Below are 17,866 nucleotides of genomic sequence, written 5' to 3'. Positions count from 1 at the left end.
CTTCCTATTTAAGCTGTAATGGTACGCATGCCGTATTGGTACACGGCATCCACTATTGCCTCGAATGACGATTCCTCGAAGCCAATCAATCCAACCTGCTGCATGGCGCGCAGAAAAGACGCCACCTCGTTGTGAATGACCAGCTTGGCATGCTCTGAGTACAACTCAGGCGCGCCAAGCATTGCAGCGGCACGCTGCGCCACGGTACAACTGTCGCAAATATCCGGGTCGAGCCTACTCATCTGCCCCGTGAATATTCCAGTTGACATTGACTGCGATGTTTGTGGCTGTCCCGGCGATGGCGTTGCTCCCGTCACTGAAGTATGCGTAACGAACGTGACGTAATTGAATAGCACAGCCACCACTTGCACGCCCACCGCCGCCTCCACGGCAGCCACAACTGCAGCAATCGCGCCCGCAACCGCCTGCCCGGGCGCCACGCGGACCAACTGGGCAATATTGCCAATGGCAGCGAGATCCGCAGCGGTCGGCACTGAAGCTGACGCACCCACGAAACGCTTAACAGTCTCGGCATCAAGCGGCGCGTCGGGTGCTAAACCTAACGTATCTTTGATTATCGCAAGGTTGCTGGACAGCACCTTGGACATTTGCTGGGTCAGGACGTCCGACTTGGGCTTTTCGAGCGCGCCGGCCACATGCAGGTAATTGAGCAGCGAAATATAATCCTTTTCGAGCGCTGCGCTCTGCACCAGCGGATCAGACAACGCAACAAGCAATGCTAGGGTTGGTGCCTCCATCGCGCTGCTGTCGTAACCAAGGTTGGCCAAGAATTTATGCGGGTTGTTGTTGAAGGCTCTTCGCTGCGAAGGATCAGAGAACATTTCGACTACTGCGGCCGTCAACTTCGACCACCTGTCCCAACCTTCGGTCGGCATACCGCCACGGGAGAGCGGAAGCAGCATCTTCGTGGCAGCGCTGTTAGCGGTGCCGCCGGTTAGGCTAGCAGGCTGACCAAATACACGCATAGCTTGATCAGCAGCCACGACACCACCAGAGGACGATGCGACTGCACCTGCTGCCAAGCTTGATTCAATGAACTTGCGTCGCTTCATCGTTGCGCTCCCTGCTTTTCCACGATTTGATCGACCGCTGATGCCAAGGCATAGCGACTCATCACTTCCGGTACGAACTGCTCATAGGTGGCGGAGATCTTTTCGCGGATCTCCGGGTTCTTATGCAATACCGCACAGTCATGGCATATGTGCACCGACCCGGCTAGCAATTGATCAGCGCGCTCTATTCCCATGACCTTACGCACGATCTCCGCAGGCCCATCCATGCGCAGCCAGTACTTCATAAAGTCGTCATATTGACGGAGGTAGATGTTGGACACACCTTCGGCCATCGTTCCCAACTTCATTTCGGGGATGTGCTCCAAGGTCAAGCCACAGCAGGCGGACACCTCTCCATAGGGTGTGATGGCGATATTGTTGTGGATTTGCTCGCAAGGCGTTGCGCGGCGTCCGGTATGCAGAACGTGCTCGCGCTCCTCCCCCTTGGCAATGAACGACATCCAGCTGTTCGATTGCAACAGTAGGCCCCTGTCACGGAGACTCTTTACAGTTGGATCGCGCGCAAGAGCAGACAACTTATCGCTTTCTGCTGTGTCCGCCTCAACCGTCAATAAGGTCAGCACGCCCGCATTGAAGGCTGCTTCCGCGGCATTGACAACCGATTCGTGCGGCACCCACTCTTGATGGTCCTTACCGGTACTAATGTTCAGTTCGCGTAGCCCAGCGCCGGCCAGTTTTCCGGCCATCCGTGTGGCAGAGGCCTTGGTCTTGCCCCAAGAACCATTGGAAACAATTCGCGTAACCAAATCGAGCGAGGCAGCTTCTGCAATCACGGCTATTAAGTCGTCCTTTAACAGCGTGGCTTCGCCCCCGGTGAATACCACCACGCGCAGTGATGGGAAGCTGTCCTTCACATCGTGAAGGGCTTGCATCATTTCGTCGCGACTGAGACGCCCTTTAACATTGGGGCTGGATTCGAAGCAGCACTGTGTGCAGGCTGCTGTGCAACGGTACGTTGTGATGAAGGTAAGTGTCTTTGGTAGCAGCGTTGAGCACAAATCCATGTGATCTCCTTAAGTTTTGCTTCTTAAAAAGCGAGCTTAACCGTGGCTTGCCGACACTATCAGTGCAGACTCAAGCGGTCAAAGGGTTTTAAGGTTCGCGTCGGCTTCCTTCTGCAAGTTGCGGTAATACGTCGACTGACCTAATCCATATAATTTGGGCCGGCCCGAACCAGAAAATTCGGCGACACTCAGGCCCAAGGAGGCCAGTCGCCATGAAGAAGTCGAAGTTCACCGAAGCGCAGATCGCGTTCGCCCTGAAGCAGGCCGAGATCGCACCACGTTCGATGAGATCTACCGCAAGATGGGCATCAGCCAAGCCCACGTTCTATGCGTGGCGCAAGAAGTTCGGCGGGCTCGGCGTCGCCAAACTGCGCCGGCTAGGCCAGCTTGAGGAAGAGAACCGCAAGCTCAAGCAGCTCGAGGCCGATCTGAGCCTGGACAACGTGATGTTGCAGGACGTGATGTCAGAAAAGCTTTGAGGCCCGCGCAGCGCAAAACGCACGTGGGCCATCTGATTGACCGGCATCGCGTTGGCATTCGTGGAGCCTGCGCGGTCGTCAAGCAGAGTCGATCGACTTGGTATTACCAGCCTCGGGATAATGATGACGCGCCACTGATTCGACGGATCGAAGAGATTGCAGCCGTCCGGGTCCGCTATGGTTTCTGGCGGATTTTCGTCCTGGTGCGCAGCCTCCCGATGCAAGCATTGCGTCGGCCTTTACCTGCAGGATGCAGGCACAAAAGACCCACCGGCTTGACGGAGGTGGGTACCGCTACGTGAAGAGTTTCGACATTACTTGGGCCTAGATTGCAAGTACGCGGTCTGGCGTGTCGATACATGCTGGTGGTTCTCGCGCGGCTGTGTGCGCCGCTGGCGCTTCCATAAGGGCCACGCAAGCCGAGCGCCGTCGCCTGATAAGTGCACCTGACCCAATCATGGTCGGGCGCATGACCTGGCGACGGCCAGGCTGCAGTGGAAGTGAACCTGGAACTGTTATTTCTTGCTGCCGATCTACGCCGCTACGCGCGCCGGCATGGGCGCGATGATTTGGCGACGTGGAAGTGAACCTGGAACCGTTATTTGGGAAGGCGACTACGTCAGCATCGAAATCCAGGACGACGGCGCCGGCATCGACCCGGAGCGCCTGCGCGAAATCGCCCGCAACAAGGGCCTGATCGACGCCGAAGCCGCCGCGCGTCTGAGCACCGACGAGTGCTTGCATCTGATCTTCATGCCGGGCTTCTCGACCAAGGTGGAAGTCACCGACATCTCCGGCCGCGGTGTCGGCATGGACGTGGTGCAGTCGCGTATCCGCGAACTCAGCGGGCAGATCCAGATCCAGTCTGAACTGGGCCGCGGCAGCCGCTTCATGATCCGCGTGCCGTTGACCCTGGCGATTCTGCCGACCCTGCTGGTGCAGGCCGGCGAAGCGGTCTACGCATTGCCGCTGGCGCGCGTGGTGGAAGTGCTGCATGCACCGCAAACCTCGCTGGGCTGGTTCGACGGCCGCGCCGTGCTGGACCGCCGCTCGCACACCCTGCCGCTGATCGACCTGCGCCGCTGGCTGGGCGTGCCTGCCGAACAGCCGCCGCTACTGACCGTGGTGCTGCTGCAGGCCGGCGAAACCCGCTTCGGCCTGGTGGTAGACCAGGTCCGCGGCCGCGAGGAAGTGGTGATCAAGCCCCTGCCCCGTGCCCTGCGCGGCCTGCCCGGCTACGCCGGCGCCACCCTGATCGGCGATGGCCGCATGGCGCTGATCCTGGATGTGGATGGGCTGCGTTCCAGCGATCATTGAGGTTGGGGATTCGGGATTCGGGATTGGGAGAATCGGGAATCGGGAATCGGGAAGACGATCCTGTTTGCCTGATCTAACGACAACGGCCGCGTACTGCGGCCGTTGTCGTTTCACTACCAGCATCGCTGCTGATCTATGTCGCTACGCGCAAGCATGGGCGCGATGGTTTAGCGACGGTCAGGCTGCCGTGGAAGTGAACCTGGAACCGTTATTTGGACCTCGTTATCTTGTTGCGAAACACTCAGCGCGTCATCGACGGACCAGCCTGGCTGACGGCTTGCTGGGACTGCTCCAGCGCCTGCTGCTGTTCGCGCGCCTGAGCCTGAGTCTGGTTGATTGCCTGCAGGCGATCGAACGACTGGGTCTCTGGTGTCTGCACGGCGTCCATGGTCGACATATGGGCACGCTGGTGAGCCGGGTCGTTGAGGGCGCCCTGAACGACGAAGACCTTCTCGCCGCCCGCAAGCTGAGCCGTTGGGTTGTTGAGCACCACATGATCCACCCGCGACAACCCTTCCTCTTTTGCCAGCGCAAGCAGGCTAGCTGTCATGCGCTCGCTCGATGCATCCCACTGCCTACCATGTGCGCTATCGAGCTTTTGCACCCCGTCTTTGATCTGCTGGTACAGCGGGTGATCAGCATGGCCTGGATCTGACGGAAGAAGGTGAAGTGACGTCCCTTGCGATGGGGATTCACGTGCACGGAGCTCCTGCTCCAGCTCTTGTGCAGAGATCGGCGAGACATGCAGATGAGTGTTTTTGCTGTGCTGGAACAAGCCCGGCGTCGGGGGCTGGGTGCTGCTATCTAGGTAAGGCATCGGGCGCGTATTGCTGCCCAGGTCAATACCATTGCGTTCTAGTGCATCCTCTTTGAGACCAAGCCGCTGCAGGTTAAAGATCATCGGTTGCTCAGGCGTGCCCTGCTGCGCCTTATTGTAGTGACGCTCAAAGATCGCTGCGGTGCCGATGACCCAAGGTCCGTAGTGGTTGTGATAGTCAGATAGGCCGCCATAACCGATCTGCGTATCCTGTGCTGGTTTATCGAAATAGTTGACACCCATTGCCTCGATATTTGCCGGCGTGGCTGACATGGTCAAATCTTGATTCAAGGAAAGATTTGGCTTTAAGGTGTAGACGAGACCTTGGCTTCCCGCAGCGGTATCGATGAAGTCACGCATCCGTCCTGGGGCCGCACGATAGATATCCTCCAAGGTCGGCTGAGGTGTACTGCCCTTCACCCTGCTGAGGGTGGCGTTCCAACCCGCGATCTCTGCACGTGATTCATCCTCACGGTTGCTAGCAATGACCTTTTCAGCGGCTGACGTGTAGTCGTGTGTGGTGCGCGCAATCGTACGAGCTTCAGTCATAAACTGCTGCCTTGCGGCCTCCGCGTCCGGGCTGAAGGTGCTGTGTTGCAACTCGTGCCCAAGGACAAAAGTCAGATCCCCGGCAGATGGGGGAGCAACTCCATTGGGGCCCACCAGCTTTGTCAGTGGCAACTGGATTGAGTGGCCAACAGGATCAAACGAGCCTCCAGCATGCGGATCGGTGAGAGGCTTGAAACTAGTCACCAGCTTTTGATCAATTGCCACATTCAGCTGGCGCGTAAGTTCCGGCGAATCGGTTAGAAGCTGCCTCAGTTGATCGACGTGAGGTTTGGTAACTCCAGGCTCATTGCCGAAATCATTCAAAACTTTCAAAGCATCAGGACTGAGTGACATGTCCGCTCCTTGGACTTAACGGATGTAGACCCATTCGACGCATTTGTGCGCCACAAACTCTTGCGGTTCCGCAGCCTCACCTCGCGGAAAGACCTCTACTCGCATTCCTGGGCGCGTAAAGAAATCACTCATCCAGCGCCCGTCTTCGACGATGTTGCGCTCACGCGCAAATCCCATCTGCTCAAGCTGCTGGGTAAAACGATCAAAGTCCAGGCGACAAATTTCGGTCATCGCAGGCGATGCACCGGCCACATTGCGATCGAAGCGGAATTCGAACCATCTGCCATCAAGCTTGGTTTCATCGACTCCAAATCCATAACTCCAATCCTTAGTGAGCGGGCCGAAGGCCCGATATCGGCGTTCGTCGCCTTTCACGAACTGAACCGCCTGCCCCATCGTGGAATTCAGACGCTCGGGAGTGAAATCGGAGATGTTCTGGCTGCCCTTGATTAACACAAGCAGCTGACCAAGCAAGCCTTCCGCAGTGGGCTTGTTAGGCGGCACAGTGGTAGGACTGGATGAATTCATGGCAGATGTCTCCGTGACGGTTGCCGGGGCTGGGGTGGCCGCCGTGTGGGCGCATGCGCCCAGAGCGAGGGTGGCGAGCAAGGCGTAGAGGGGGCGCGCGATCATGAAGCGTCCGTTGTGCGCTGGTATGGCTGCGACGCTAGTGGCCTCCGGCACCCAGGTCAATCGCAAGGTCTCTGGCAGTCGCAGCATCATCGCCGCACGCTGCGCGCCTTGGCCGGCACCTGCACCGGCGGCAACACCTCCATCAACAACTGGCCTTCGCTCGCGGTGATGCGCAGCTTGGTGCCGATGGCGAAGCCCAGTTGTTCCAGCCACAAGCCGCTGAGGCGGACATGGGGTACGTGTTGGTCGCCGGCATGGTCGTGGGCGCCGGGGTAATGGGTGTAGCTAACGGTGCATTGGCCTGGGCGGCGGGCGCGGCGGGGTGCGCGTAGCGTGCCGGGGCCTTGCGGAGAGGCGTCCGGATCGGGTGGCAGCATCGGTGGCAGCTTGGTGCGGTCGGGTTCCACAACGACCCACTGCACCCGCTTGGGCGGCGTGGGGCGCGCACGCGTGCGGGTGGGCCGCGTGCTGGCAGATGTGGTGGGTGGGCGGTGGCGTGTCATGGCGCCTCCGATTGACGGCGGGTAGCGCTGGGTGCAGCGACGCACTGCTGCAACGCCACGTCGATGCGTGCAGAAAGGCTATGCAAAGCCTGCGACAACACGCCGGGCTGGTTGAGCAACTGCTGCGCAAGATCGTCGCTGGCCTGCTCAACGGCCGCGCGTGCGGCCAGCCGGCGCAGTACTTCGCCTACTTCGCTCAGAAAGCTGTGGGCGGAAGCTGGCAACAGATAACCCGGCACCGAAGCCGGCATGGATGGTGCGATAGACATGGCAACGCCCTCCTGGAACAACCCAAGAACCGCCGCCAACGGCGACGGGATGTCGGGAGGTTCGAAACCGCTCATAGCCGGCGGGCGTATTCCCCTTGCGGGTGTTGTATTAGCCGCCCTCCCGACGCAGGCATCGCGTCGGCTTGTACCTGCAGGATGCAGGCACAAAAAACCCACCGGTTTGACGGAGGTGGGTACCGCTATGAGAGGAGTTTCGACGCTCCTTGGCCGTAGATTGCAAGTGCACGGTCTGGTGTGTCAATACACGCTGGCGGGTCTCGCGCGGCTGTGTGCGCCGCTGGGGTAGTTCCATACGGGCCACGCGAGCCGAGCGCCGTCGCCTGATAAGTGCACCTGACCCCATCATGGTCCTAACGACAACGGCCGAGTACTGCGGCCGTTGTCGTTTCACTACCAGCCTCGCTGCCGATCTACGCCGCTGCGCGCGGCGGTAAGTTGGTGTGCTGATCCAATGCTAGTAGACACCTCGATGGGGATGATCCTCCCCACGAACCCCGCGCTATGCGAAAGCCCAGGGCCGTCAATAACACCTTCAACTTGCAGATAATGCAGATGATCCGAGAGCCAAACTATCGCGCCCATACCGCCGCGTGGCAGGTATGGGCGAGATAGTTTGGCGAAGGCCATGCTGCGTGGAAGTGAACCTGGAACCGTTATTGGAATCGGGATTTGGTATTCAGCAAGACGATCTTGTCTGTCTGGTTTGACGACAACGGCCGCCTCGCGCGGCCGTTGTTGTTTTCCTCTAGCCCCGATTTACGCCGCTACGTGCGGCTACGCGGTGGTGTTCTTGTCTAATGCTCGTGGACCCTCAATTGGGATGACCCTCCCCTGTCGACTCCCCGTAAACTTGATCCAGCCATAACTAGAGGTCTCCGGGCACACTAGCCATCAAGGAGACCACCAATGCGCAAGAGCAAGTTCACCGATAGCCAGATCGTCGCCACGCTGAAGCAGGTCGAGGGTGGCCGCCAAGTCAAGGATGTGTGTCGTGAGCTAGGGATTTCCGATGCGACGTACTACGTCTGGAAATCCAAGTACGGCGGCATGGAGGCCGCTGATGTGCAGCGCCTTCGCGACCTGGAGACCGAGCACAACAAGCTCAAACGCATGTACGCCGAGCTGGCGATGGAAAACCATGCATTGAAGGATGTCATCGCAAAAAAACTGTAGACCCGGCGCACAAGCGCCCGCTTCTGGCCTGGCTCATCGAGCAGCATGGCTGGAGCGAGCGCCGGGCCTGTTCGGTGGTTGGCGTGGCGCGCTCGACGATGCGCTATCAGCGTCGTCCCGATCGGGATGATGAGGTTATCGCGCTGTTGTCCGAGTTGGCCGAGCGTTTTCCTGAGCGTGGATTTGGAAAACTTTTTCAAATCATCCGCCGTCGCGGACATGTGTGGAACCACAAGAGGGTCTGGCGCGTGTATTGCCTGATGAAGCTCAATCAACGTCGTCGCAGCAGGCGCCGGGTACCGACGCGTCATCCACAGCCGCTGGCCTGCGGTGATCGACCCAATGCTGGATGGTCGATCGACTTCATGTCCGATGCGTTATGGGACGGTCGGCGTTTTCGCACGTTCAATGTCATCGACGATTTCAGTCGGGAAGCCTTGGCGATCGAAGTGGACCTGAATCTTCCGGCCGCCCGCGTCATCCGCACGTTGGAACGCATCGCAGCTTGGCGCGGCTATCCGAACAAGCTACGTTTGGACAACGGGCCGGAATTTGTCGCGCTGGCCTTGTCCGAGTGGGCCGAGCGTAAGGGCATCGCCTTGGACTTCATTGAACCGGGGCGTCCGATGCAGAACGGTTTTATCGAACGCTTCAACGGCAGCTACAGGCGCGGCGTGCTGGACATGCATCTCTTCCGCACGCTGAGCGAGGTCCGCGAACAGACCGAACACTGGCTTGCCGACTACAACCAACAGATCCCGCACGACAGCCTGGGCGGACTAACGCCCGCTGAGTTCCGTGATCAACATCAACCGCAGACCTCTAGTTTTAGCTGGCATTGAATTGCGGGGAGTCGACACCCCCACGAGCCCGCGTTAGATACAACGAAAAACCGCAGCCGTCGATAACGCGTTCAAACTGCAGGTAACGCAGCTGGTGCAGATGACCCTAGATCCGGGCCGTCGCGCCCATACCGACGCGTGGCAGGCATGGGCGCGTGGTTTGGCGAAGGCCAGGCGGTAGTGGAAGTAAAACCTGGAACCGTTATTTCGATGAAGGGCGTCAAGGGAACGGGCAACTTCCGCAATCTGTTCCTGTACTCTCCAGGCGGCAACTAGGATGGCCTGAAGCTGCTCCCGGTCAGCGAAGTGGCGGCCGAGGATGAGTTCAGCGGCATCAAGGGCATTTCCCGCGAGGACATGCTGGCCGCGCTGCGCATCCCGCTGCAATTCATAGGCATCGTGCCGCAGAACGCAGGCGGCTTCGGCTCGATCCGTGAAGCCGTAGCCGTATGGGCAGCCAACGAGCTCAAACCGCCGCAGGCGCGCATGTGAAGATCAACGACTGGGTGAGCGATGAGGTGATCGCCTTCGCAATTACTACCCCTTTTTGGTGTAAATCGTTTGATCCGTCATGAGATGGGGAATACAAAAGGTAACGCTACACAGGTCGTGGTCAGGGTTCGTCTGTCGTAAAATCTAAGCTTTGCTGTTGGGGATCGTTCGAAAAGGCTTCATCTAACGCTGTGAAATCAAGTTTCGGAATATATTCAGGGTCGAGTAAGCTTTGAATAATTTCGCCCCGGCGATACCGATTTACACGATCAGTTGATGACCTCAAGCTAGCAATGTAGTAGGTCATGCCCAAGCGCGTGTCGGCAAAGCTGTAGTTGCCGAATTTTTCATAAAATTCATTCAATCTGTGTTGCGCGGTTGCGCCATCTAGGCTGACTCTTCTGTTGAAAAGAGCTCGGTAAGTCTCTACTAATAGAGTGAACAGATCAGTTCTTCGAAGTGCGCGTGAGTGCCTGTCAAATTCCAATGAATTAACAAATTGCATGGTTTCAAGAATCTGCCCTTCCAGATCGTTTTCCAGCGGAAATTCGTCATTGTACTGTTTGAGGAAATCCTCGATCCCGTCGTCTCGATTGAAATAAGTTGACAAAACAGTACTTACTAAAAGCAGGCAAAATCGCAAATCCTGCATTCTGCGTATGTCGCTTGGCGTAAATGTTTTCCAGTTTTTAAAGAACTCAGAATCTGCTATTCGTTCGCAAAATTGCTTGAATTTTCCCGCATACCTGGCGTTCTGAATTTCAATTGCATTAAGTGCATAGTTGGCAGAATTTATGACCTCAAAAATTTTCCGAATATCCTCGATCGGTTGCTTACCAAGGTCTCTGACAACTACCTCATACTCGAGGAATTCCTCTTTTTCTGGACGTGTCAGCTCAGCATAGGGCATAAGTTCACCGAGTCTAAGGTCTGCGTAAGCGGTAAAGTATTGGTGTAGCGTCGTTATGCGTTGTTGTCCATCAACTAAAAATTCAGTTGCCTCGCCGGTCTCAGGGTCGAGCGTGCCCGCGCAGACATATATCTCGGGGAACGGTAGCCCGCTAATAACAGTTCTGATAAAGGCTATCTTATCGTCGTTGGTCCAGACTTGGCGTCGCTGAAAATCTGGTCGTGGGTTCAGTCTACCGCTCGCAATTGCTGTAAGAAGCTGGTGTACTCGTCGATTAGTTGCAGAGGTTTTCATGGATTGCTCTTGGATATTTGGCGCTGAATCTGAGCTAATGCCGTCGTTTGATATCTTGACAAAAAGGAGGTGTCGTAATACAACCCTCCTCTGATGGGGCGACGATCGTATTCTTCTTTTTTGGAAAGACTCAGAAAAAATTCCCACCAGTCCCTACACCGATGATATGTACTGGATGCCGGCATTTTGTCCGGCCGCATCCATCCTTGAAAATGATAGTGCTGGAAGCCTTGGATGTCTTTGATAAAAGCTCCTCCAGCTTTCATATCCAAAACTTCGTGCCAAATTGCTGCAAAAAGCTCTGGTGAGACTATCGCTACATCGATATCCGATGCTTCATCAAAAGGTTTGAAACACTGGCCCGGTTTGGGGCTAAAGCCGAGCTTGGCTGAACCAACAATAATTACTTCCTCGGTCTCTACATCTAAGTAATCTGCAATTTCAGTCCTGATGGAGCTTTCCATGCTGCCGCCAATAATTGAACAATCGTGCCGAAGAATTAACTCATTCATCGTTCGTTCTATGCCGTTTGCGAGGAGCATTTTTTTGAATGCTTCAATGCGCTGCTGAATTTCCAACCTCATTTGATACAGTTCCTCCCTGACCTGCTAGCAATCTCTGTTTAACAAAGCAGGTAGCCGATTGGCCACAAAGCCACCCCTCGTGGCTTCTGTCTGATTCTGCCCTCACTAATAGCATGTAATCTCCTGACGGATCTAGGGTGACGGTCAGCGAGTCACGACTAGTCTTCGAATTCGCTCGCTTACGGGTGAATGTGCATGGGGATACCAGCCGCCGCCTAGATGTGGTAACAGCGTACCTGATAGCACCAATGTTGTTCCGCGCCACCGAATGTCGATGGCTGGCCTGAGCTGCCAGGCGCGTGGCGCTAGCGGCTGTTGAGTCCGTCCGAATCATAGGTGCTTGGAGCAGTGAAGGCGGCCGCTTGCGGGACTCAGCGGCAAATCGCGCGTGGTAATCGGAGACAAGAGTCTTCCCGGACGGCCAATGTACGGTTGCAGATCTGCGCGCTGGCGTAGCGCGCCAATAACGGTTCCAGGTTCACTTCTTTCAGCAAGTTCCGGCTCCAGGGAGGCGTCGCCGGATGGTTCAATTGAAAGGGAGGCTCCGGGGAACGCCGCAATCAGTCACATGGCCCGTGCGCCTACCGCGATCATTGCCGCCAACATCGGCCGCCGACCCACCCGCATCGGCATGCCCGATCACCGCGGTAGCCAGCGTCGGCATAGCTAGCCACAGACAGTGCGAGCATTCGCAGCAGGAAAGACTTCATGCGAAGAGATCCCGCGGTAAACGACCGCGCACACACGATAGTGTCGCCGCAGACAATAGAACCTCAGCTCGGCCATCGCCAAACCATCGCGCCCATACCGCCACGCGGCAGGCATGGGCGCGACACATTGGGAGCTAGAACTTGTATGTCAGCCCCAGGTACGCCAGCCGGCCGGCGTAGCCGCCAGTATAGAAGCGGGCGCGGGTGTCATCGCCCAGGTGCTGGCGCGACTCCTGCTTGGTCAGGTTCAGCACCGAGGCGGTGAGGCTGAGCGCCGGGGTGATGTTGTAGGCCGCGTTCACATCGATCTGGTAGTACGGCTCCTCAAAGACGTTCAGACCATTGACCAGGCCTTGCACCAGTTCGCCGCGACGGTTGTACGAGGCGCGCAGCAGCAGGCTGTCGGTTTCGTAGAACACGGTGAAGTTGGTCTGGTTCCTGGCGCTGCCCGGCATGGAGGTCTTGCCGGCCTCGGTGCCGTCTTCCAGCCGCACCGCCGCCTTGCTGGCATCGTTGTAGGTGTAGTTGAACTGCACACCAAGGCCGAACGGCAGCGTGTGCTGCGCGTACAGCTCCACGCCCTGCGAGACCGCGTCCTGGCCGCCGGCCTGGGTGCTGTAGTTCTGCACGGTGACCGGTTGCCCGTCGACCATCATGTTGACGTCGCTGATCACGTCGACCGCGAAGTTCTCCACGTTCTTGCGGAACAACCCCACACCCGCCACCGAACCCGGGTGGAAATACCATTCCAGCCCCAGGTCGAACTGGTTGGCCTTGTATGGCTCCAGGTTCTTGTTGCTGCCCGAGCCGTACCAGCCCTGCTCGCTGGCACCGCCGGTCAGGCGCCGGTCGGCCACGTACTCGGGGCTGTAGAACTCCAGGCTGCCAGGCGCGGCGATGTCGTTGTAGCTGGGGCGTGCGATCACCTTGGCGGCTGCTGCGCGTAGCAACAGGTTCTCGGTCAGGTCGTAGGCCAGGTTGAAACTCGGCAGCACGTCGGTGTAGTTGCGGTCCAGCCCGCTGACCACGAACGACTCGGTGCGTTGCACGCTGTCGGCCAAGCGCCAGTAGCCTTCGGTCCCGCAATAGGTGTCGGCCGGCGCGCCGCCGGGCGTGGCGGCGCCCTGCTGGCAGGCCAGCGGATTGCCGTCGGCGCCGTCAAAGAAATAGTCGTTGTAGGCAGTCACCTTGTCGGTGGAAGCGGCACGCTGGCCGGTGCGCGCCACCCGCACGCCGACGTTGCCACGCAGCCGCTCGGTGTGGAAGTTGAGTTGCAGGTAGCTGGAGTAGATCTCTTCGTCGACGTTGTAGACGAAGTTGTCTTCGTTGCGGGTCTGCATCGCGCCATATGTCTGGTTCAAGTAGCCGATGTAGCCCGGGAAGTTGATCGCCGGGAACGCGCTGGCGTTGACGCCACCGGCCAGGTTGTCCTGCGCGAACAGCAGGCCCGGCGAGAACTGGGTGGCGATGGCATTGCAGCGCCCGTTCCAGTAGCGGTTGTCGTAGTCGCCCGGATCGGTGCCCGGGCACACCCAGTAGTTGTTGCCGGTACTGCGGTGGATGCCGCCGTCGCGACGCTTGAGGCCGAACTGCAGCGAGTCGAAGACCTCGCCATCGAAATGCCAGGTGGTATCGATCTGCGCGTACTGCTGCTGATTGGTGTTGCGGGTCCAGGACGAGCCTGTGGAGCCCAGGTCGACCTGCAGGATGCCGTCGCGCAGGTTCTGCATCAGCTGCGGTGAGAATGTCATGGACGGCGTGCCGGTCAGGTCCCAGGCGCTGGCGAAATTGCCGTTGCTCCAGCTGCCGTCGGCGTTCTGCAGGCGCGGCTTGATCGGTAAGGAAAACTGCAGCTCCGGCCCGCCCTTGGCCCAGGTGCGGCCAACCTTGAACGCCACGTCCACCTGCTCGCCACGCCATTCGCCGCCCAGGTCCACCGTCTGCGACTGCGATTTCTCGATGTTGTAGCTGCCGGTGATCTGCGGCGTCGGCACCGTGCAGTCGTCCGAGCCCCAGCCGCCCGGCGGCAGGCCGGCCGCGGCGGCCTGCGCCTCGCTGCAGTAGTAGGTCTTGCCCGGACGCAGGCTGTAGGCGGCGCCGGTGACAATCGTGCCGCTGGGATCGAACTGCAGCGCGTCGAGCAGGCGCCCGCCGCGCCAGTTGCCGTCGCCGTAATAGCGGGCAATGTTCCACTCGGGAATCTTGATGGTATTGGTCTGCGAATTCTGCGACAGGTCGAAGCGGAAGTAGTTCGCGGTCAGGGTCAGGTCGTCGGTGGGCTTGAACTGCAGGGTCAGTTGCCCGCCCTTGCGCTCGCGCTCCTCGCGTTTGGCGTCCAGGCTGACCGCCGTCGGCATCATGAAACCGGTGGAGTAATTGCCGTCCTGGTTCCAGAAACCGGTGCCGCCCCACCAGTTGGCGTTGAAGTCCGACGGATTTCCGTTGACGTCGACCGCCGGGCCAACTTCGTCGCGCCCGTACCACTGCCAGCTCTCGGTACTGGCATCGAGCGTGCGTGCGGTGCGCTTTTGCTGCGTGTAGCCAACGAAGACACCGAAGCGGTTGTCCTTGTCGTGCCAGGAGTACGAACCGGAGAACTGGCCGTCCGTCTTCTTGCTGGTATCGGACCAGGTGCCCTCGGCGGAAACGAAGCCGGAATTTGGCTCCAGTTCCAGCGGGCGCCGCGTCTGCAGGATCACCGTGCCGCCGATGCCGCCTTCGTCGATGCGCGCTTCCGGGGTCTTGTACAGCTCCGCGCTCCCCAGCAGGTTCGACGGCAGCAGCGTGTAGTTGAACGAGCGCGTGGGGTCGCCGTTGGATTCGGCGGTGGCGATGTAGTTGCCGTTCAATTCGGTCAGCACCAGCTCCGAGGACAGGCCGCGCACGCTGACGTTCTTGCCCTCGCCACCGTCACGGCTGATGACCACGCCGGGCACGCGCTGCAGCGCATCGGCCACGTTCTTGTCGGGGAACTTGCCCACGTCCTCGGCAGTGATGACATCGACCACGGCGTTGGCGTTGCGCTTTTGCTCCAGACTTTTTTCGATCGCGTAGCGGTAGCCGGTCACCGTCACCGCGTCCAGGTCCGTGGCCTGCATCGCGGCCTGGCCCGTGGGCGCCGGAGTGCCGTCGGCCTGCTGGGCGGAAACAGTGGTGGAGGCGGCGCTCGCGAACAAGGCGATGGCGATACCGGCGTACAGCGTGCTGCGGTTGCGTGCGAATGGCGTGCAGTTCATTTCGGTCGTGCTCTCCCAATGGTGATCGGCCTCGGCGGCTTTGTATCGATCCAACGACCGGACAACAACGCCGCGCGAAGTAACGCAAAAACATCCGGCACCGTTGCGGCGCCCGGTTTTCCTGGTCTTCTCCCCTCTTCTGCGCGGATGCGATTAGATCGTTCTAATGCCGTGCAAACCTAAGTAGCACAGCCCATGCGCCAACGCATTCTGCCGCGCAGCAGGCCGGCGGCGTTGCAAGCGCCACGATTGCGGCCGGGCTCGCCACGCTTGCACGCGACACGCTACAGCCTGCCTGCTGCAGCAACCGCTCAATCGCGGCCCGCAAGCGCCCTCGCCTGCAACCAGGCGCAAGCGGTTTACCGTGGCGCCTGCGCGCGTTCCATCACTCACCGAGCTCAGCGAGAAGCAGGGTCGAACTGCGTGTCGGCACCTCTTGCCCATGGCCACAGCACGTCGCTTGCCGGCTATCGCCATTACAGGGACGTGCGGTGATGGCGAGTTATCAAGAATGTTGCAGAGTCGAAGAGACGGTTCCCGGCCGCGCTCGCGCCCTCACCTAAGCCGGGGACCAGAAGCTGCGCATGGACGTACCCTCACCCCAACCCCTCTCCCGGCGGGAGAGGGGCTTTAGTGCCGCGTCGGTCGTGTCTTCCTGTGTCCGTCTCGGTAACGCGTGGGCTGACCTGAGGCACCATTGAGTTCATCGCAACCTTCTACGACCGGGGAACCGGTCCCCGCCCGCGCGATTGCCCGCAACGACGTCGGCAATTCGCAGACCCATCCCCCAGAACGACAACTTTCTGGCGCGCCAACCGGGCGCATCTATCAAGTCCGCCGGGCCTGGGCCGATACCGCATGCATGGACAGACTCAGCGTAATCGGATTGGTGCTGGCGATCGTGGCGATCGTGGGCGGCAGCGTGTTGAAAGGTGCCGGCATTTCGTCGCTGTGGTCGCCGGCTGCCTTCGTGATCGTCATCGTCGGCACGGTGGCCGCGATCCTGCTGCACACCTCGCCGGCGGTTTTCCGGCGCGCGTTCAAGATCCTGCGCTGGGTGATCCAGCCGCCGGCCAGCGATCGCCCGCAACTGGTGGCGCGTATCGTCGAATGGAGCAATATCGCCCGTCGCCAGGGCCTGCTGGGCCTGGAAGACCAGTTGCCGCGTCAGGACGATGCCTTCCTGCGCAAAGGCCTGCAGATGCTGGTCGATGGCGTGGAGCCCGAATCCATGCGCCACATGCTGGAGATCGAAGTGGACAACCAGGAGCGTCAGGATCTTGCCGCGGCCAAGGTATTCGAGGGCATGGGCATCTATGCGCCCACCCTGGGCATCATCGGCGCGGTACTGGGCCTGATGGCGGTGATGAAGAACCTGGCCGACCCGGCCATGCTCGGGCATGGCATCGCGGCAGCCTTCACCGCCACCATCTACGGCATCGCCTCGGCCAACCTGCTATTTCTGCCGGTCGCCGCCAAGCTCAAGAGCGTGATCCATTGCAGCACCAATGAGCGCGAAATGGCGATCGAAGGCCTGATCGCCATCGCCCAGGGCGAGAACCCGCGCAACATCGAGTCGAAATTGGCAGGCTACTTGCATTAGCGCGTTATGGCCCGTCGTCGCAAACACCACGAAGAACATGGCAACCACGAAGCGTGGGCGATTCCGTATGCCGATCTGATGACGCTGCTGCTGGCGTTCTTCGTGGTGATGTACGCCATCTCTTCGCTCAACGAAGGCAAATACAAGGTCATGGCGCAAGCGCTGACCAGCGCCTTCGGTGGCTCGTCGAACAAGGCCAGCCCGGTGCAGCTGGGCAAGACCCAGACCCTGGGCGCCGATTACGACCGCCCATCCGTGATCAAGGCCGGCGCGCCGATGGCGGCCTCCAATGGCCCGACCGACCCCACCCTGCTGCCGTCGATGGCCGCGCAGATGCGCATGCCGGTGTCGCTGCGCAACCAGGCGCAACTGGCGCGTGCGCAGCGGCAGATGGATGCAGTGGAGCAACAGCTGAGCAAGACGCTGGCCCCGCTGATCGACAAGCAACTGATCACCATCCGCCGCAACGATCTGTGGATCGAGGTGGAGATCAACAGCGACATCCTGTTCGGCACCGGCTCGGCCACCCTGGCCGGCCGCGCCCGCGGGACGTTGTCCACGCTGGCCTCGGTGCTGCGCGATGCGCCCAATGGCGTGCGCGTGGAGGGCTATACCGATAACCAGCCCATCGCCACGGCGCAATTCCCCTCCAACTGGGAGCTGTCTGCGGCGCGTGCGGCAAGCGTGGTGCACCTGTTCGCCGACGACGGCATCGCCCCGCAACGATTGGCGATGGTGGGCTATGGAGAATTCCGCGCACGTGCCGATAACAGCACTGAGGCGGGACGGAATGCGAACCGGCGTGTGGTGTTGATCATCCTCGCTGACTCGGCTGGCTCACTCGCACCCGATCCGCCATCGCAATTAAATGCGACCGCCGCCGGGGCGCCCAAGCTTCCCAAGTCTGACGGCGGCCAAACGGCCGTCACCACCGAAAGCGGCACAAGTTCCGTCCCCGCCGTAATTCAAGGAGTGCAGTGAC

The 17,866-nt window shown here is 59.6% G+C and carries 13 protein-coding genes and 2 pseudogenes; 6 read left to right on the top strand and 9 right to left on the bottom strand.

The window, feature by feature from the left end; genetic code table 11:
* Nucleotides 1-8: 8 nt before the first annotated feature.
* Both HLH45_RS14395 and HLH45_RS14390 read right to left on the bottom strand, forming a co-directional pair.
* Entirely contained in the window at nucleotides 9-1,073 is a 1,065-nt protein-coding gene (locus HLH45_RS14395; RefSeq protein WP_008577944.1) for a hypothetical protein, read from the bottom strand.
* The gene (locus HLH45_RS14390; protein WP_033479457.1) at nucleotides 1,070-2,098 is read right to left on the bottom strand and encodes a radical SAM/SPASM domain-containing protein; all 1,029 of its coding nucleotides are present in this window, start codon (nucleotides 2,096-2,098) and stop codon (nucleotides 1,070-1,072) included. Before HLH45_RS14390 ends, HLH45_RS14395 begins: the two co-directional genes overlap by 4 nt.
* Nucleotides 2,099-2,310: 212 nt before the next feature.
* Here HLH45_RS14390 and HLH45_RS22085 point away from each other — a divergent pair, with 212 nt between their 5' ends.
* Nucleotides 2,311-2,577: a transposase gene (locus HLH45_RS22085; protein WP_008577942.1), complete on the top strand. Its 267-nt coding sequence runs from the start codon at nucleotides 2,311-2,313 to the stop codon at nucleotides 2,575-2,577.
* A 606-nt stretch (nucleotides 2,578-3,183) separates the two neighbouring features.
* Nucleotides 3,184-3,894 (top strand): annotated as a pseudogene (locus tag HLH45_RS14380) (chemotaxis protein CheA); the annotation flags it as partial.
* 241 nt (nucleotides 3,895-4,135) lie between these two features.
* Here the strand turns inward: HLH45_RS14380 and HLH45_RS14375 are convergent.
* The 4 genes from HLH45_RS14375 to HLH45_RS14360 all read right to left on the bottom strand — a co-directional run bounded on the left by HLH45_RS14375 (nucleotide 4,136) and on the right by HLH45_RS14360 (nucleotide 7,019).
* A complete protein-coding gene (locus HLH45_RS14375) occupies nucleotides 4,136-5,614 on the bottom strand; it encodes an XVIPCD domain-containing protein (protein WP_008577940.1) in 1,479 nt (492 codons plus the stop codon).
* Between the two features lie 15 nt (nucleotides 5,615-5,629).
* Nucleotides 5,630-6,247 (bottom strand): hypothetical protein, encoded by a 618-nt coding sequence (locus HLH45_RS14370; protein WP_074053428.1) that lies wholly within the window; start codon nucleotides 6,245-6,247, stop codon nucleotides 5,630-5,632.
* A gap of 86 nt (nucleotides 6,248-6,333) precedes the next feature.
* The gene (locus tag HLH45_RS14365) at nucleotides 6,334-6,750 is read right to left on the bottom strand and encodes a SymE family type I addiction module toxin (protein ID WP_033479455.1); all 417 of its coding nucleotides are present in this window, start codon (nucleotides 6,748-6,750) and stop codon (nucleotides 6,334-6,336) included.
* Nucleotides 6,747-7,019 carry a hypothetical protein gene (locus HLH45_RS14360; protein ID WP_033479453.1) on the bottom strand — a complete coding sequence of 91 codons (273 nt, stop codon included), beginning with the start codon at nucleotides 7,017-7,019 and terminating at the stop codon, nucleotides 6,747-6,749. The genes HLH45_RS14365 and HLH45_RS14360 overlap by 4 nt, the downstream gene beginning before the upstream one ends.
* 927 nt (nucleotides 7,020-7,946) lie before the next feature.
* Here HLH45_RS14360 and HLH45_RS14355 point away from each other — a divergent pair.
* Both HLH45_RS14355 and HLH45_RS14350 read left to right on the top strand, forming a co-directional pair.
* A protein-coding gene (locus tag HLH45_RS14355) for an IS3-like element ISXca2 family transposase (RefSeq protein ID WP_087944180.1) occupies nucleotides 7,947-9,055 on the top strand; the annotation gives its coding sequence in 2 pieces (ribosomal slippage) (nucleotides 7,947-8,199 and nucleotides 8,199-9,055; 1,110 coding nt in all).
* Between the two features lie 207 nt (nucleotides 9,056-9,262).
* Nucleotides 9,263-9,630: pseudogene (locus HLH45_RS14350) on the top strand (phage portal protein); the annotation flags it as partial.
* 38 nt (nucleotides 9,631-9,668) lie between these two features.
* Here HLH45_RS14350 and HLH45_RS14345 read toward each other — a convergent pair.
* From HLH45_RS14345 to HLH45_RS14335, 3 genes are all read right to left on the bottom strand, one after another.
* Entirely contained in the window at nucleotides 9,669-10,751 is a 1,083-nt protein-coding gene (locus tag HLH45_RS14345; RefSeq protein WP_008576372.1) for a GmrSD restriction endonuclease domain-containing protein, read from the bottom strand.
* Nucleotides 10,748-11,335, bottom strand: coding sequence for a hypothetical protein (locus tag HLH45_RS14340; protein WP_008576375.1), 588 nt, complete (start codon nucleotides 11,333-11,335; stop codon nucleotides 10,748-10,750). The genes HLH45_RS14345 and HLH45_RS14340 overlap by 4 nt, the downstream gene beginning before the upstream one ends.
* An 844-nt stretch (nucleotides 11,336-12,179) precedes the next feature.
* Nucleotides 12,180-15,335, bottom strand: coding sequence for a TonB-dependent receptor (locus HLH45_RS14335; protein WP_008576378.1), 3,156 nt, complete (start codon nucleotides 15,333-15,335; stop codon nucleotides 12,180-12,182).
* An 808-nt stretch (nucleotides 15,336-16,143) separates the two neighbouring features.
* Between HLH45_RS14335 and HLH45_RS14330 the strand changes: the two genes are divergently transcribed.
* Entirely contained in the window at nucleotides 16,144-16,884 is a 741-nt protein-coding gene (locus HLH45_RS14330) for a flagellar motor protein (RefSeq protein WP_008576379.1), read from the top strand.
* 6 nt (nucleotides 16,885-16,890) lie between these two features.
* Nucleotides 16,891-17,865: a flagellar motor protein MotD gene (gene motD, locus HLH45_RS14325; RefSeq protein WP_008576381.1), complete on the top strand. Its 975-nt coding sequence runs from the start codon at nucleotides 16,891-16,893 to the stop codon at nucleotides 17,863-17,865.
* The last annotated feature ends 1 nt before the right edge of the window (nucleotide 17,866 follow it).

It is taken from the genome of Xanthomonas euvesicatoria (assembly GCF_013112235.1).
Lineage (GTDB): Bacteria > Pseudomonadota > Gammaproteobacteria > Xanthomonadales > Xanthomonadaceae > Xanthomonas > Xanthomonas euvesicatoria.
The sequence above is the reverse complement of the archived record's forward strand: the minus strand, read 5'-3'. Positions and strand labels throughout refer to the sequence as shown.